A 14,957-nucleotide genomic window follows, 5' to 3' on the forward strand; every position below is an offset into this window, starting at 1 on the left:
TTGAAAGCAGCGACAGACGCTAACCATCTTCTATATTTACCAAGATGTTGTAACTAAAACGGATGGCTTTCGCGTTTTTACGCAAGTTTGAAAGGGGAATAGGAGATAGCATAGACTGCTATCTCCCAACTGAGACGTTAGTCGTCACTCGTTTTATAGAGGTGCACATCTCGCTGTGGATATGGGATGCTAATGCCTTCTTCATCAAAAGCTTTTTTAACTTTTTCCTGCATATCCCAATAGTAAGGCCACAAGTCATCTGTGGCGACCCACGGTCTAAACATCAAATCGACTGAGTTATCGCCTAATCCGCCTACACAAATCCTTGGTGCAGGGTCGGTTAACGAGCGCTCATCTTCTTCGAACAGGCGCTGCAACACCTTCTTTGCTTTATCGATATCGTCATCGTAGCCTATACCAAATGTCATGTCGCAACGGCGTTTATCATACACGCTAACGTTAATTAACGTGGCATTAGATAGGCTGCCATTGGGAATAACAATGCGCTTATTGTCAAAAGTGTTAAGTACAGTATAAAGAATTTGTATCTCTGACACTGAGCCTAAATGACCCTCTGCTTCAATGGTGTCACCCACTTTAAAGGGTTTAAAAATCAGTATTAGTACACCGCCAGCAAAGTTCGCCAGGCTGCCTTGTAGTGCCAGACCAATGGCCAAACCTGCAGCACCCACGACGGCAATAAATGAGGTGGTTTCAATACCTATCATTGAGGCAACTGAAATCAACAGCATTACTTTTAGCACCGCACTAATAAGTCCGCACAGAAACTTATTTAACGTGGGGTCCTTTTTACCTAGCCGATGATCTAATAGGTTTACAAAACGATTCACTAACCAAAGGCCCACCACCAAAGTAAGAATAGCCAATAATAATTTGGGGGTGTAAGTCATCACCAGTGAAATAGCTTTTTCGGTTAATTCCGATAAATCGATATTAGTCCCGAAGAAATCTTCCATAAATACCTCTTTTATTAATTAACCACGTTGATTACGTTAAAAAAAGAGGGTTAGATCGCCTTGATTCAAACCGAACGGAACTGCGCTGTTTTTTGACAAGAATTTTCTAGCCGATTTGCCTTATGCAGATAAGGTTAGTGAGTGGGTAAGTAATTAGTGAGTGAGGAGTGTAGGATGATAAGGCTTATTAGCATACCAAGTTACGTGCTTGCACCTTGATTCTGGTTATATGATTTTTGCTTTATAAATCTAAGCGCTGCTTTGACCGCCCAATAAAAAAGGTGACATCCCGTCGCATTATAGCGCTGAATGTCACCTTACTTTTAAGGGGGCGCTTTACAGCTTACTTAACACGCATACCAGGCTTTGCACCTTCGTGCGGCTCAAGAATGTATAGCTCGTCGCCACCAGGGCCCGCGGCTAATACCATGCCTTCACTCATGCCAAAACGCATTTTACGAGGAGCGAGGTTCGCCACCATTACTGTGTGCTTACCAATTAGGGCTTCAGGCGAGTAGGCCGACTTAATACCTGCAAAAACTTGCTTGGTTTCGCCGCCTAAATCTAGCTCTAAGCGTAGAAGCTTATCGGCTTTTTCCACGTGTTCAGCTTTAGCGATACGCGCAATACGTAAATCTACTTTGGCGAACTCATCAAACGAGATAGTGTCGCTAATAGGGTCTTTAGCAAGCGGGCTGTCTGGGTCGATTGCCGGTGCTGCTGGCGCTAGGCTTTCTTTTGAATCTTCAACCATGGCGTCGATTTTCTCCATTTCTACACGCTGCATCATCGGCTTAAATTTGTTGATGGCGTGGCCTTTCAATAGGGTTTGCAGTGAATTCCAGTCGAACTTGTCGTTTAGGAATTCTTCTGCTTTTTCTGCAAGTACTGGCAGTACAGGCTTTAAGTAAATCACCAACAGACGGAACATGTTGATACCTAGCGAGCACACATCGTGTGTGAACTGCTGCTTAGTCTCGTCTTTAATGGTTACCCAAGGTGCGTTGTTATCAATGAACTGGTTTGCTTTGTCAGCAAGGGCCATGATTTCGCGCACGGCTTGGTGGTACTTACGCTTCTCAAATAGTGCAGCAATGCTCTCTGACGCGTTTTGGAACTCTGCAATAAGCTCTGGCTCAATCACATTGTCAGACAATTTGCCGTCGAAACGCTTAGTGATAAAGCTTGCACAGCGGCTTGCAATGTTAACCACTTTACCTACCAAGTCTGAATTCACTTTTTGTGCGAAGTCAGTAAAGTTAAGGTCGATGTCGGTAACACCGTCGCCTAACTTAGACGCAAAGTAGTAACGCAGATATTCTGGGTTCAGGTGGTCAAGGTAAGTACGGCCTTTAATAAACGTACCGCGCGACTTTGACATTTTCGCGCCGTTCACCGTTACGAAACCATGAATATTTACGCCAGTAGGCTTACGGTATCCCGCACCTTCTAGCATGGCAGGCCAAAACAGGCAGTGGAAGTAGGTAATATCTTTACCAATAAAGTGATAAAGCTCAGCCTCTGAGTCTGCTTTCCAGAAATCATCAAACTCTAAGTTGTTTTGGTCGCAGAAGTTTTTGAAACTAGCCATATAGCCAACAGGCGCATCTACCCACACGTAGAAGAACTTGTTCGGCGCACCTGGAATTTCAAAGCCGAAGTAAGGCGCATCACGGCTGATGTCCCACTGTTGAAGACCTTCAGTAAACCATTCTTGCAGCTTGTTAGCCATTTCTTCCTGCAGGGCACCTGAGCGGATCCACTCTTTTAACATGCCTTCAAATTTTGGCAGGTCAAAGAAGAAGTGCTCAGACTCACGTAGCACTGGTGTAGCACCCGATACTACGCTGCGAGGGTTTTTCACTTCTGTTGGGCTATACGTTGCGCCACATACGTCACAGCTGTCGCCGTTTTGATCTTCTGCGCCACAGCTAGGGCAGGTACCCTTAACGAAACGGTCTGGCAAGAACATTTCTTTTTCAGGGTCGAACAGCTGATTAATGGTGCGTTTGCTGATGTAGCCCGCATTATCTAAACGGGTGTAAATTTCTTCACACAGCGCCTTGTTTTCTGGCGAATGGGTTACATAGTAGTTGTCGTAATCTACGTGAAAATCAACAAGGTCTTGGTGATGTTCAGCACGCGTTCTAGCCACCATTTCTTCTGGTGTAATGCCAAGCTCTTGGGCTTTAAGCATAACCGGCGTACCGTGTGCATCGTCGGCGCAAACACTGTAACATTCGTTTCCGCGAAGGCGCTGAAAACGAGTCCAGATGTCGGTTTGAATGTGTTCTAGCAAATGACCTAAGTGAATAGAGCCATTTGCGTATGGCAACGCACTGGTTACCAGAATTCGGCGTTTTTCTGACATAATGACGTTATTGATTCTTTGCGTTTCAAAATGGCTGCAAATACTAGCGGAAAACCGCGTTTTTTGCATTACGTAATTCACACAATTCTACTACTAGTAAGGCATTTTATGTTCTTTTCTCGCAAAGCAGAGCCGGCAACTCAAAAAGTTGCTGTAATTTTGGCCAAGTATTTTTCATTAGATGTTGAAGTTACCTTGCCATGGTGTGCTTTTAGTCAGCCAGAGAACGAAAATGAAGGCGTGACAGTTACCTTGCCGTTTTGTATTGCTACACAGCTAGACGCGCTTAAACAAGAAGTGCTTAACCAGCTAAAAGGGAAGCTTGGCGATGACCAGCTTACGTTTAAACAAAACGTAGCGAGTGGAGAAACTGAAGTAGCACCGGTCACCAACATTAAAAACATCATAGCAGTGGCTTCAGGCAAGGGTGGCGTAGGTAAATCGACAACCAGCATTAATTTAGCGTTTGCGCTTATGCAGGAAGGCGCGAAAGTAGGGATTTTAGATGCCGATATTTATGGGCCATCAATTCCCATTATGTTGGGCAACCCCGATGCACATCCTGAAAGCGAAGATAATAAGCACATGCAGCCCCTTATGTCACATGGGCTGGTGGCGAACTCCATTGGTTACTTAGTGCCCCAAGAAGACGCGGCCGTATGGCGCGGACCCATGGCAAGCAGAGCGTTAAAGCAATTATTAGATGAAACCCTATGGCCTGTGCTGGACTACTTGATTGTAGACATGCCACCAGGAACAGGCGATATCCAACTGACAATGGCGCAACAAGTTCCACTTACCGCTTCTGTGGTAGTTACAACGCCGCAAGACTTAGCGCTAGCCGACGCCCAAAAAGGCATAAGCATGTTTGAAAAAGTTAACGTACCTGTATTAGGGCTTATTGAAAACATGAGTTATTACCAGTGCAGAGCCTGTGGTACCAAAGATTATGTGTTTTCAAAAGACGGGGGCGATGCGTTGGCCGAACGTCACGGTTTGCCGCTTTTAGGTCAGCTGCCGCTTGATATCCATATTCGCGAGCATGGCGATGCCGGTACGCCATTGTTAATTACCTCGCCTGAAAGTACATTGAGTGAAAGTTATCGCGAGGCAGCGCGTGCATTGTCTATGCAGTTAGCCCTTACCGTCGCGCCACGCAAAGGGGCAGTTAAACACATTAAGGGCAACCCTATTGGCATTGTTGGTAAAGAATAAAAGGATAAAGCAAGGTTAAGTGCTAACACCTGGTGCGCAATATTTGAGAAAGTTTACTTTGAAGCCTAGTTATATGCCTAGCAAAGGAAAAATTGAGGTAAGTTCTGGCGCTTAAATTCAAATTCGTCATAAACTTAATAAAAATTGCGCAAAAGCAGATAAAACAAGCCTTTGAGCAGTTGAATGCATGCGGCGACATACGCATAATAGCGGCCTAACGAAATGAGGAATACACCATGCGCTTGTGCGACCGCGATATCTACCAACATCTGCAAGATGGAAAAATTAAAATTGACCCTACACCCAGCTATGATCAAATAAGTGGTGTAACGGTAGATATCCGCCTAGGTAATAAATTTCGCGTGTTTGAAGATCACCAAGCGCCGTTTATCGATTTAAGTGGGCCGAAAGCACAGGTTCAAGAAGCGCTTGACCATGTTATGAGCGATGAAATTGAACTAGAAGAGGGTAAAGCCTTCTTTCTACACCCTGGGGAGCTAGCGCTTGCCATTACCCACGAGTCAGTAACCTTGCCTGACAACATCGTAGGTTGGTTAGACGGGCGTTCTTCGCTTGCGCGTTTGGGCTTAATGGTTCACGTGACCGCGCATCGAATAGATCCAGGCTGGTCGGGCAACATCGTTCTTGAGTTTTACAACAGTGGTAAGTTACCGCTGGCGCTTCGCCCTAAAATGAAAATAGGGGCGCTTAGCTTCGAAGTGTTGTCAGCGCCAGCTGAAAAACCGTACAACGCAAGAGTGGACGCTAAATACAAAGGCCAAGCAGGCGCAGTTGCAAGCCGAATCTCGTCAGACGACGAGAGTAAATAAAAGAAACCGTCTTAAAAACACGTTTTTTTCGCAAAAGCGTAGTGCGTTTCCCGCTAATTACTGATAGAAAATATAAGAGCAATAACTAGCACTTATAATAAAGCTATTAGTAACGGGAAGCGCAATGCACACAAACTCTGAACCTTCTTCAGAAACTCTACAACGAAAGCCAACACGTAAAAACAGTATAATTCTATTTGCCTTTATCGCTTCAGTACTATGTGGCTTGGGATTGTGGGCCATTGATCAGCCCAGCGAGATCATTTTTACCGCAGCAATTACGCTGTTTGTCGCTGTGCTCTGGGTGACTGAAGCGCTCCCCATTCCCGCTACCTCACTTTTACCCTTCGCGCTATTCCCGTTATTTGGTGTGTTGTCTCACAGCGAAGCTGCCTCTGCTCTCGGAAGCCACGTTATCATTCTATTAATGGCTGCTTTCATGCTTTCAAAAGGGTTGGAGCGTGCTAACTTACACAAGCGTTTCGCCATTTACATGTTGCGTATAACGGGCAGCGGCAGCCCGCTCAAACTGGTACTGGGCTTTATGTTAACAACCGCAGTACTCAGTATGTGGATTAGTAATACGGCAACAATCCTAATGATGTTGCCAATGGCTATCGCTATTATCAACGCAGTAGACAATCCGCGATTTGGCGTGGCGCTTATACTTGGTATCGCTTATTCGGCAAGCTTAGGTGGGGTAGGGACACCGATTGGGACGCCACCTAATATTATCTTTATGAGCGTGTATGAAGAAACCCAAGGTATTGAATACAGCTTTATCGACTGGATGAAAACAGGCGTACCAATTGTAATACTAGGCGTACCTATTATGGCCTTATGGTTAGCGCGCGGTATTAAACAAGTGGGGAACATCGATTTACCTGTCCCAGGCACGTGGACAAAAGCCGAGAAGCGTGTTCTTGCTATTTTTGGCACTGTCGCTTTAGCTTGGATTTTCAGACCTTTTTGGACTGCTTGGATAGGCATAAGCACGATAAGTGACAGTACTATTGCCGTAGCGGGTGTTGCGGCTATGTTCTTTACAAACAGCGGAAACGATAATGGTGAAGTAGACGAAAAAGGAAACAACGACAAACTGCTTGATTGGAAAACCGCAAACGATATTCCGTGGGGCATGTTGTTATTGTTTGCTGGCGGTATTTGTATTGCCAAAGCGTTTATGTCATCGGGCCTAAGTGTTCTTATGGGAACATGGTTAACGGGACTTTCTACGCTTCCTGTTCTTCTGTTGGTACTTGGAATTTGCTTGTTCGTTACCTTCTTGACGGAAATTACCTCTAACACGGCAACATCTACACTACTAATGCCAATTCTAGCGGCCGCGGGTATGGCTGTGGGCGTAGATCCTAAGTTGTTGATGATCCCCGCGGCAATTAGCGCAAGTTGCGCTTTTATGCTGCCAGTAGCTACAGCGCCTAACGCCATTGCATACTCAACGGAAAAATTCGACATAAAAACTATGGCCAGAGAGGGTGTGGTGCTAAACGTGTTAGTTGCACTGGTAGTAACTGGGGTGTGTTACGTTACGCTGGCCTAGCTTGAACGCGCTTTTGTGAAGGAGATACGCCAATCTCTCTTTTAAAAGCCTTTGAAAAAGAAGCTTCCGTTTCGTAACCATATTGGTTTGCAATGGTAATTAACGGCTTGTTGCTTTGGATTATTTCTGTGCAGGCACAACGCAGGCGCCATTGCGTTAGGTATTTAATTGGAGTTACGCCTGCACAGGCTTTGAACTTTGCTGCGTAGTTAGATTTAGACATATTCGCAATACTCGCCAGCATTTCTACGTTCCAATGTTGTTCAGGCGCGTTATGCAGCGCTTGAAGGCTATTTGCTATGGCCGGATGCAGTAGAGCCCCTAAGGTTGATGAGTACTTGCTCATTAAATGCTTCACAATCAAAAGGAATACAACCTCAGCGATTTTGTTTAGCAGAACCGACGAAGTGAAGGTTGAGTCCGACACTTCTAACGACGCGCTGATAAGTAACTGCAGACTTTCATGTAGCACTCTACTTTCTTTTGATGCTTTTTTAATTATCCAAAATTCTGGCAGTTCTTTTGTTATTACTCTCATTAAAGGGTGCTGATACTCGAAGTAACCGCAAAGTAGCACCGGGCCTTCAGCTCCTAGTTTCTCGCTAACAGGAATAGAGCTTGCGCTAACATTTTTGTAAGTGTGAGTTTTTGTAGGACTTAAAAGGTGTGGGCTATCAACAGGCAGTAAAACCATGTCGCCTTTTTCTAACAGAACTGGGCCGTCGTCGTTACGGTGTAAGTAGCATTGACCGTGAGTTACGGCGTGAAAATTAATAAAGCCGGTGCCAGAAGTGTCAATTTGCCAGTTACCGCAATATTGTCCGTTGTGAAATACATTGGTGGTTATTTGAAGTTGGTCAAAAAGGCTTTCTAAATTTTTCATGGTGTTTTGGACAAGTATTTAAGCGTTTGGAGCATGTTTGTATAAGACTGAAGTACGTACCATATTCTTCGAACTTATACAGAGATAGTGTGAAAACACTCGAAACACCAATGTGGAGAAGAAATAGCATGAGAGTATTCTTAAAAGGTAGTTTATTTGCAGTTTCACTAATTGCTAGTGGCGCGGTATTCGCTGGCGTTGATACAGAGACCGACGAAAACGGAATTATTTTAGCCGGGCACGACGCTGTAGCTTATTTTACTGAAGGTAAGCCAGTGCTGGGTAAAGCGACTATAACGGCTGTCCACAACGACGCTATTTACCGATTTTCATCGCAGAAAAATAGAGACATGTTTGTAAGCAACCCAGACAAATACGCACCAGCTTACGGCGGCTTTTGTGCCTACGGCGCAACGTTTGGTAAGAAATTTGAAATAAACGGCAAAGCGTTTGAAATTGTTGATGGCGTACTTTATGTGAATAAAGACGAAAGTGTATACAAAGCATGGGCTAAGAACATTCCTACTCATATAAATGAGGCGAATGAAGAATGGCCAGAAATCAAAGATGTAAGTGCAGACGACTTGTAATAAGCTTCGTTTTAGTTGGGTTTTGTTTACCAAATAATCGTTTAGGCGGTTATTTGGTTTTTTTACATTGCAAAGTCGTTGAAATTGAGTAGACTTGTCGGCTCTTTCGGTCGGTGTGTAGCGCAGCCTGGTAGCGCACTGTCATGGGGTGTCAGGGGTCGGAGGTTCAAATCCTCTCACACCGACCAACTATCTTCCTGATATCCTTACAAAAATCCATTTTTCAAATGTCGGCTCTACCCCATAAACGGGGGATCAGCATTCACCTTACACGATTGATAACACCATCCCATCCACAATGGGTCATCACTCTTATTCGATAGTTTTCAAAGTTTCTAAAACCGATTGCAAAGCTATAGTACAAAACGTGTGTCTTGTTTGATAGCTATTACGATGGCGAATACCACAGGCTTTTAACCCTTTATTCCACATCAATCTCGGCGAAGCGTTATTTGTAAAAGGTTCTCCCGTAGACGGGTGAACAAATACTTCGCTATTTTGTAAAAAACGTCCACTGTTTCTGTCGTAATAATGCAGTTTTTGAGCGGGCATTAAACTCTACGTCTCTTACTTTGTAAGTTTTAGTATGTTTGCGAATTTTGTTTTTGATTTTGCTTCGTTCAATCCGTGAGTAACCACGATTAAAATCCACAGAATCCCAACACAATGCAATTTGCTCACTTGGCCTTAGCCCGCTAAAAAATGCATACTCAAAATAGTTTAGCCACATAGGATGCTGTGTGCGCTCTAACCATTTTAGAAACATCTCCATTTCTTCAATCAGTAGTGGATCTGCTTCTGGCTGCTGATGTTTGCCATTCTCAATACCCTCAACAGGATTGGATTTAATAGCTCGATCTCGCAGAGCGAGTTTGAACACACCTCTTAGTGGAATTAACGCATTGTTACGGGTTTTATTATGCTGAAAATCGAAGCTTCCAAGCAAGGCCAGTAATTCTGAATGCTTAATCGACTTAACTAGCCTGTATGCCAAACTCGGATAATAAAACCGTTCTAATGCCTGAGCATATTTTTCCTTAGTGTTTTCAGTGCACGTTAACGTGTTCAAATATAACTGCCCGTAATCTTTGAATGTCTGTGCACCCGTTTCTTCATTGGCATGTTTCGAGTCAGGGAAAAACTCTTGCCACGTGAAGGTTCCCCATTTTATAGCTTCCTGCGCTTGTTGCCGTAGTTTTCCTGCCTTTTTAGTGTTTCCCGCAGTGGGACGCCAAGGCAGGATCACATAGTGGCGTTTGTCGTTGTAGTTCAAACGAACTTCAATCGACCGATTTCGAGGAACTATCCCCGTTGGCCATGTTGAACCCATTTCTCATACTCCTGTATGTTCCAGTGGATCCTCCCGTCAGGCGACTTCACAAAGTGTACACCTTGTCTGAAGATCCCGTCATGGATTTTTTTACGGAGTGCGCCAACTGAATACCCTGTCAACTCGGCTAGCTTCTTAGTTGTTATCAAATCAATTGGATAGTTCATTTGGACACTCCCAATTAATTATTTATTGTGAGTTACTGAATTCAGTAACTTCATTGCCAATGATGCATGATCAGACCTGGCCGGCTTTACAGAGATTATTTTTAACGGTAAGTCTCCGAGGCGTCCAAGCGTTCCCCTATAAGCTTGCCAAGAAACAAACGATGATAATCCCTTATTCCAGCCTAAATAAATTCTTGAAAATACGAGGCCTTGGCCAAAATTTTGAATGATTAAAACGAGAGGTTCATCGGTCTCAACGTTTGAATAGTGGGTTAAGAGAACTTCATTACACACTTTAGCTAAAGTGCCTTGGTGAAAAGATGCACCAACAGCAGAAATTAACGCTCGTTCCGCGATAATATTTACTGAGATTTCTTCACCTGTAACAGCTTTCTGAAATACAAATGCAGAATATTCACTTAACGCGTCAATCGGGGTGAATACTGTTTTCATTAGGGTAGCCATATGCTCGCCCTTAATAAATTGATTTGAAATAGCCATGATCGGCGAAGATAAAGTGTATTAGGTGCTCATTTCGCAGAGAGATGCGTCTTCCCTCCCAAGTTAAATATGAAAGCGTCGATGCCTTTAGCGCTAACCTTTTAGCTATTTCGCTAGATGGGCAAAGGTACAGAATCTTCTCTCTATGACCTTTTTTACGCATAGACAAATGCGAGGCAAATATTGTTCGCAATCGCTTGCTGCTCTTTATTTCACGCTCAACTTCAATGCAGTAGGTAATATTTGCAGGGGAGCGGGCAATTGCATCTGGGTATTTTGTGGCTTGAAGCCTTGTCCCCAAATGTTTTGAATTCCGCCAATCTTGCCAGTTGTTTTGGATTGCACTAATTCGCAGCTTTTGCAGGAGAAGCGCTCCCAAGCGCTGATAAAGAGCTTGTCGCCCCAGTGACAGGCGAAAGGTTCGCAGGCCGCCGTCGGAGGGAGCGCAGCGAACCGGCAGACCAACGCAGTTTGTCGTGACTCGTCCAGAGTCAGCCGCTAGGCCGGGCGAATCCCCTCGGAGTCTCGGAGCGTTAGCGACTCGCCCTCGCACAAAGTGCGTTGGTCGGGCGGCACGTCCGGCGGCGGCATTGGGTGAATTTTGTTGAAACGTAATGTCCAGTGAAGTGCAGACAAAAGAGGGGGGAAGTCACAGGCCTCACGTGTAATTTACCCTCCATCATTGCATGAATCGTTCAGAGAAAAGCGATGATTCTCTTTGTATTCATGTTTAATAAATATATTTAAAAAGTCGGTTGATGTGCGTAACGTTCTAATTAAATGGCTTCAACCGTACGAACTCATATTTATTTTTAAGTGGTTAAACCAAGGATTCAAAAAAAGTAATTCAACGCACCGGTTCTGTAGTTTTATGGTTTTATACTTACTACTAAAGTATAGTGAATTTAGGTATTTGTGGTAGTCTCTTCTTTGCGATACACACAGAATAAAAAGTACTACTGAGTTCTGATTGAACCAGCATCAAGGTGAAATGGAGTTTCATAAAAATGGCGTCCTCTATCCAGCAAAGTAACTTCGGGTTTCTACAAGAGCATGATTCGCTTTTTGTTGAAATAGCCTTGTCTGCTGAAAGAGCTTTCTCGAGCGATCCCAACACAACGTTAATGAAGCTCAGGCAACTGGGTGAAGCACTAGCACAGCACATTGCAGCATTGGTTGGAATTGAGTTTGACGATAAGACTTCCCAGGCTGATTTGCTCTATAAAATAAACCGGGAGCTAAAACTAGAGCCAGTAGTCAGGGAGTTATTCCATACCCTCAGAATGGAAGGCAATAAAGCAACCCATACTTTTAGAACTCAGCACAAAGAAGCCATAAATGGTTTGGTGGTTGCCCGCAAATTGGCCATATGGTTTCATCAGTCTTTCGGAAAATCAGGTGTTCAATTTAAACCTGGCCCTTTTATTCCACCTGCCGACCCCAGCGAACAGTTACGTCAGTTACAAACTGAAATTGCGAAGCTAAAAAGTGATTTAGAACAAGCCAATGTTCACCTGGATTCGAGCAATCAGCTTCATGATCTCGTAGCCAAAGAAAAAGCAGAATATGAAGCGTTGGCATTGGCAATGGACGAAGAATCTCGTTCTCTGGCGAAGCAAGCGTCTGAACATGAAGAGGCATTACAAGCACAACGTAAAGATTACGAAGCAAAGATAAAGACACTTCAGGCTCAGTTAGCAGAGGCTGATGAGAAAACGCAAACAAACCAACGCATCCAGATAAACAAAAATACACAGGCGGCAACGCAACACATTGTATTGGATGAAGCGTTAACCCGCATTTTAATTGATCAGCAATTAGAAGAAGCGGGTTGGACTGCCGATAGCGAAGCGCTTACCTATAAAAGCGGGGCTCGTCCAGAAAAAGGCAAGAATATCGCGATTGCTGAATGGCCGACTGAGCATAATGGAGAAAAAGGCAGAGCGGACTATGTGCTGTTTTCCGGTTTAACGCCCATAGCCGTGGTTGAAGCTAAGAAAGAAAACACCAACGTTGCAGGAAAAATTCCCCAGGCAGAACGATACAGCAAAGGCTTTAGTGTCTCATCCCCTATGCTTGGTGCATGGGAATTAGCAGGAATGACAATCGCTTGGCCTGATGAAAATGAAAGCCATTATAACATCCCGTTTGTGTATTCCTGCAATGGTCGCCCTTACGTTCCCCAACTGGCTGAACAGTCTGGAACCTGGTTTCGGGATGTTCGCGACCAAGCTAATACTAAACGTGCACTCCCCAAATTTCATACGCCAGAAGGCTTAATCGACAATCTCAAACGCAGTAAAGAAGAGGCTGAGAAAAAGTTAAAAGCCGAGCCCTTTGGCTATCTAAAAGTGCGTGATTATCAGCAAAAAGCCATTATTGCGGTGGAAAATACGTTAGCGAAAGAAGTACGTACTGCGCTTTTAGCTATGGCAACAGGAACCGGTAAAACGCGCACCATCATTGGTTTGATGTACCGGTTTTTAAAGGCAGAGCGGTTTAAGCGTATTTTATTCCTGGTAGACCGCACTGCACTGGGTCAGCAAGCTATCGACGCCTTTAATGAGGCACCATTAGAACAAAATCATACCCTATCTAAAATCTATAATGTTGCAGAGCTGGGAGATATGGCTGCTGAAGCTGAAACGCGCGTGCAGGTAGCAACTGTACAGGCCATGGTAAAGCGCATCTTTATGAGCGATAACCCGCCACCGTTAGACCAGTTTGACTGTATTATTATTGATGAAGCCCACAGAGGGTATACGCTCGACCAGGAAATGACCGAAGGCGAACTCGCTACACGGGATGCAAGCCAGTATCTTTCCAGTTACCGCCGAGTGCTCGATTATTTTGATGCCGTTAAAATTGGCTTAACGGCAACGCCAGCAAAACACACCAGCGAAATTTTCGGTAAACCCGTTTATACCTATTCATACCGGGAAGCGGTAGCGGATGATTGGCTAATAGATCACGAACCGCCTATTCGATACGAAACCCTTCTCACTCAAAACGGGATTAAATTTTCAAAGGGCGACAAAGTCAGCGCGATTAATACTCAAACCGGTGAAGTACAAAGTGCAGAGCTGGACGATGAACTGAACTTTGAAGTGGATGCCTTTAACCGCAAAGTGATCAACGAAAACTTTAATAAAGTGATTTGCCAGCAACTGGTTCAGGAACTTGATCCCTTCGGCGATGAAAAAACCATGATCTTCTGTGCTACAGACTTGCATGCCGATATGGTGAAACGGTTATTAGATGAAGCGTTTAAAGACCTTTATAACTGGGAATATAACCAAACGGCAGTCGCTAAAATCACCGGACAAAGCGACAAAGTAGAACAGCTCATTCGTCAGTATAAAAACGAGCGCTATCCAAATATTGCTATTACTGTAGACCTGCTGACTACCGGTATCGATGTTCCCAAAATTTGTAATCTTGTGTTTATGCGCCGGGTTAAATCACGGATTTTATATGAGCAGATGATCGGCCGCGCCACACGCCGCTGTGATGACATTGGTAAAACAGTATTTAGAATTTACGACCCGGTGGATATTTATGCTGCATTAGCCGATGTTAATACCATGAAGCCATTGGTTAAAGATCCCAATATTACGTTGGAGCAGTTGGTAGACGAAATCACTAATCCGGAACAATTGGAACGCGCATTAAATGCTCCTGGCGATGCGCCTGAGCAGAGCCATGCCGATGTAGTGCTAAGTCAACTCAGCCTAAAAGTGATGCGCGTATTGCGAAAAGCCGGTAAAAAAGCTGAAAGTAAAGCAGCACTCAAGCAAAAACTGGATGAATTACACGGTTTATGGGGCGTTGAGCCCAAAAGCTTGCATAAACATTTACACGAGCTTGGTCCTAAGCAAGCCGCAGCCTTTATCACAAAACATAGCGGTTTGATAAATCAGCTAGCAGAAGTGAATGAGCTACTGGGCAGTGAACGCCAGCCTTTAATTTCGGAACATCATGATGAGATAAGAGAACGCACCCAAAGCTATGGCGTACATCAAAAGCCTGAAGATTACCTCGATAGCTTTAACCAGTTTATAAAAGAGCAGCTTAACCAAAGTGCAGCCCTTGCTGTAGTGGTGAATAAACCCCGAGATCTGACTCGCGATCAACTAAAAGAAATTAAGCTATTGCTTGATGGTGCGGGATACTCAGAAGCAAAACTCCAAAGTGCGGTGCGTAACCAAACTAATCAGGATATAGCTGCTAGTATTATAGGCCATATTCGCCGAGCAGCATTCGGCGAGCCACTGGTACCCTTTGAACAACGTGTTGCACAGGCAATGTTGCGAATATATGAAAGTCATAACTGGTTACCCGCACAGCGTAAATGGCTTGAACGCCTGGCAAAACAACTGGTTCATGAAGTCATTATTGATAGAGAATTTGTAAACAGCCGATTTGCAGAGCAGGGAGGAGCAAAGCAACTGGATAAGGTACTGGGTAATCAATTGGATGTGGTTCTGGATGAACTGGGTGATGCAATTTGGCCTCCCCAAAGTGCATAAACC

The 14,957-nt window shown here is 44.4% G+C and carries 10 protein-coding genes and 1 tRNA gene; 6 read left to right on the forward strand and 5 right to left on the reverse strand.

Annotated features, from left to right (window positions below; all coding sequences use genetic code 11):
- Positions 1–137: 137 nt before the first annotated feature.
- Together MHN00_RS16630 and metG are read right to left on the reverse strand one after the other, a co-directional pair.
- Positions 138–977, reverse strand: coding sequence for a mechanosensitive ion channel domain-containing protein (locus MHN00_RS16630; protein ID WP_014949914.1), 840 nt, complete (start codon positions 975–977; stop codon positions 138–140).
- Positions 978–1,320: 343 nt separating this feature from the next.
- Positions 1,321–3,348 (reverse strand): methionine--tRNA ligase, encoded by a 2,028-nt coding sequence (metG, locus tag MHN00_RS16635; RefSeq protein WP_014976866.1) that lies wholly within the window; start codon positions 3,346–3,348, stop codon positions 1,321–1,323.
- 108 nt (positions 3,349–3,456) lie between these two features.
- Between metG and apbC the strand changes: the two genes are divergently transcribed.
- From apbC to MHN00_RS16650, 3 genes are all read left to right on the forward strand, one after another.
- Positions 3,457–4,563 carry an iron-sulfur cluster carrier protein ApbC gene (gene apbC / locus MHN00_RS16640; RefSeq protein WP_239301846.1) on the forward strand — a complete coding sequence of 369 codons (1,107 nt, stop codon included), beginning with the start codon at positions 3,457–3,459 and terminating at the stop codon, positions 4,561–4,563.
- Between the two features lie 236 nt (positions 4,564–4,799).
- On the forward strand, positions 4,800–5,393 hold the full coding sequence (gene dcd / locus MHN00_RS16645) for a dCTP deaminase (RefSeq protein WP_014976864.1): 594 nt from the start codon (positions 4,800–4,802) through the stop codon (positions 5,391–5,393).
- 124 nt (positions 5,394–5,517) lie between these two features.
- Positions 5,518–6,954 carry an SLC13 family permease gene (locus MHN00_RS16650; protein WP_049586885.1) on the forward strand — a complete coding sequence of 479 codons (1,437 nt, stop codon included), beginning with the start codon at positions 5,518–5,520 and terminating at the stop codon, positions 6,952–6,954.
- Here MHN00_RS16650 and MHN00_RS16655 read toward each other — a convergent pair.
- Positions 6,941–7,837: an AraC family transcriptional regulator gene (locus MHN00_RS16655; RefSeq protein WP_049586886.1), complete on the reverse strand. Its 897-nt coding sequence runs from the start codon at positions 7,835–7,837 to the stop codon at positions 6,941–6,943. The two genes, MHN00_RS16650 and MHN00_RS16655, sit on opposite strands and share 14 nt — an antisense overlap.
- A gap of 128 nt (positions 7,838–7,965) precedes the next feature.
- Here MHN00_RS16655 and MHN00_RS16660 point away from each other — a divergent pair, with 128 nt between their 5' ends.
- Positions 7,966–8,427, forward strand: a complete 462-nt coding sequence (locus MHN00_RS16660) for a YHS domain-containing (seleno)protein (RefSeq protein WP_101565029.1) — start codon at positions 7,966–7,968, stop codon at positions 8,425–8,427.
- A 111-nt stretch (positions 8,428–8,538) separates the two neighbouring features.
- Positions 8,539–8,615 (forward strand) — tRNA-Pro (locus tag MHN00_RS16665).
- 305 nt (positions 8,616–8,920) lie between these two features.
- Here the strand turns inward: MHN00_RS16665 and MHN00_RS16670 are convergent.
- Positions 8,921–9,757: a DUF3596 domain-containing protein gene (locus MHN00_RS16670; RefSeq protein ID WP_239301848.1), complete on the reverse strand. Its 837-nt coding sequence runs from the start codon at positions 9,755–9,757 to the stop codon at positions 8,921–8,923.
- 185 nt (positions 9,758–9,942) lie between these two features.
- Positions 9,943–10,377, reverse strand: coding sequence for a hypothetical protein (locus MHN00_RS16675; protein ID WP_239301850.1), 435 nt, complete (start codon positions 10,375–10,377; stop codon positions 9,943–9,945).
- A 1,055-nt stretch (positions 10,378–11,432) separates the two neighbouring features.
- Here MHN00_RS16675 and hsdR point away from each other — a divergent pair.
- Positions 11,433–14,954 (forward strand): type I restriction-modification system endonuclease, encoded by a 3,522-nt coding sequence (gene hsdR, locus MHN00_RS16680; RefSeq protein ID WP_239301851.1) that lies wholly within the window; start codon positions 11,433–11,435, stop codon positions 14,952–14,954.
- The last annotated feature ends 3 nt before the right edge of the window (positions 14,955–14,957 follow it).

Origin of the sequence: Alteromonas sp. Cnat2-8 (assembly GCF_022348355.1) — a bacterium.
GTDB lineage: Bacteria > Pseudomonadota > Gammaproteobacteria > Enterobacterales > Alteromonadaceae > Alteromonas > Alteromonas macleodii.

Excerpts from the sequence above, each read along its gene's own strand:
- MHN00_RS16630 (WP_014949914.1), bottom strand. The coding sequence starts at position 977 with ATGGAAGATTTCTTCGGGACTAATATCGATTTATCGGAATTAACCGAA.
- MHN00_RS16660 (WP_101565029.1), top strand. The coding sequence starts at position 7,966 with ATGAGAGTATTCTTAAAAGGTAGTTTATTTGCAGTTTCACTAATTGCT.
- MHN00_RS16655 (WP_049586886.1), bottom strand. The coding sequence starts at position 7,837 with ATGAAAAATTTAGAAAGCCTTTTTGACCAACTTCAAATAACCACCAAT.
- MHN00_RS16650 (WP_049586885.1), top strand. The coding sequence starts at position 5,518 with ATGCACACAAACTCTGAACCTTCTTCAGAAACTCTACAACGAAAGCCA.
- MHN00_RS16670 (WP_239301848.1), bottom strand. The coding sequence starts at position 9,757 with ATGGGTTCAACATGGCCAACGGGGATAGTTCCTCGAAATCGGTCGATT.
- MHN00_RS16675 (WP_239301850.1), bottom strand. The coding sequence starts at position 10,377 with ATGAAAACAGTATTCACCCCGATTGACGCGTTAAGTGAATATTCTGCA.
- metG (WP_014976866.1), bottom strand. The coding sequence starts at position 3,348 with ATGTCAGAAAAACGCCGAATTCTGGTAACCAGTGCGTTGCCATACGCA.
- dcd (WP_014976864.1), top strand. The coding sequence starts at position 4,800 with ATGCGCTTGTGCGACCGCGATATCTACCAACATCTGCAAGATGGAAAA.
- hsdR (WP_239301851.1), top strand. The coding sequence starts at position 11,433 with ATGGCGTCCTCTATCCAGCAAAGTAACTTCGGGTTTCTACAAGAGCAT.
- apbC (WP_239301846.1), top strand. The coding sequence starts at position 3,457 with ATGTTCTTTTCTCGCAAAGCAGAGCCGGCAACTCAAAAAGTTGCTGTA.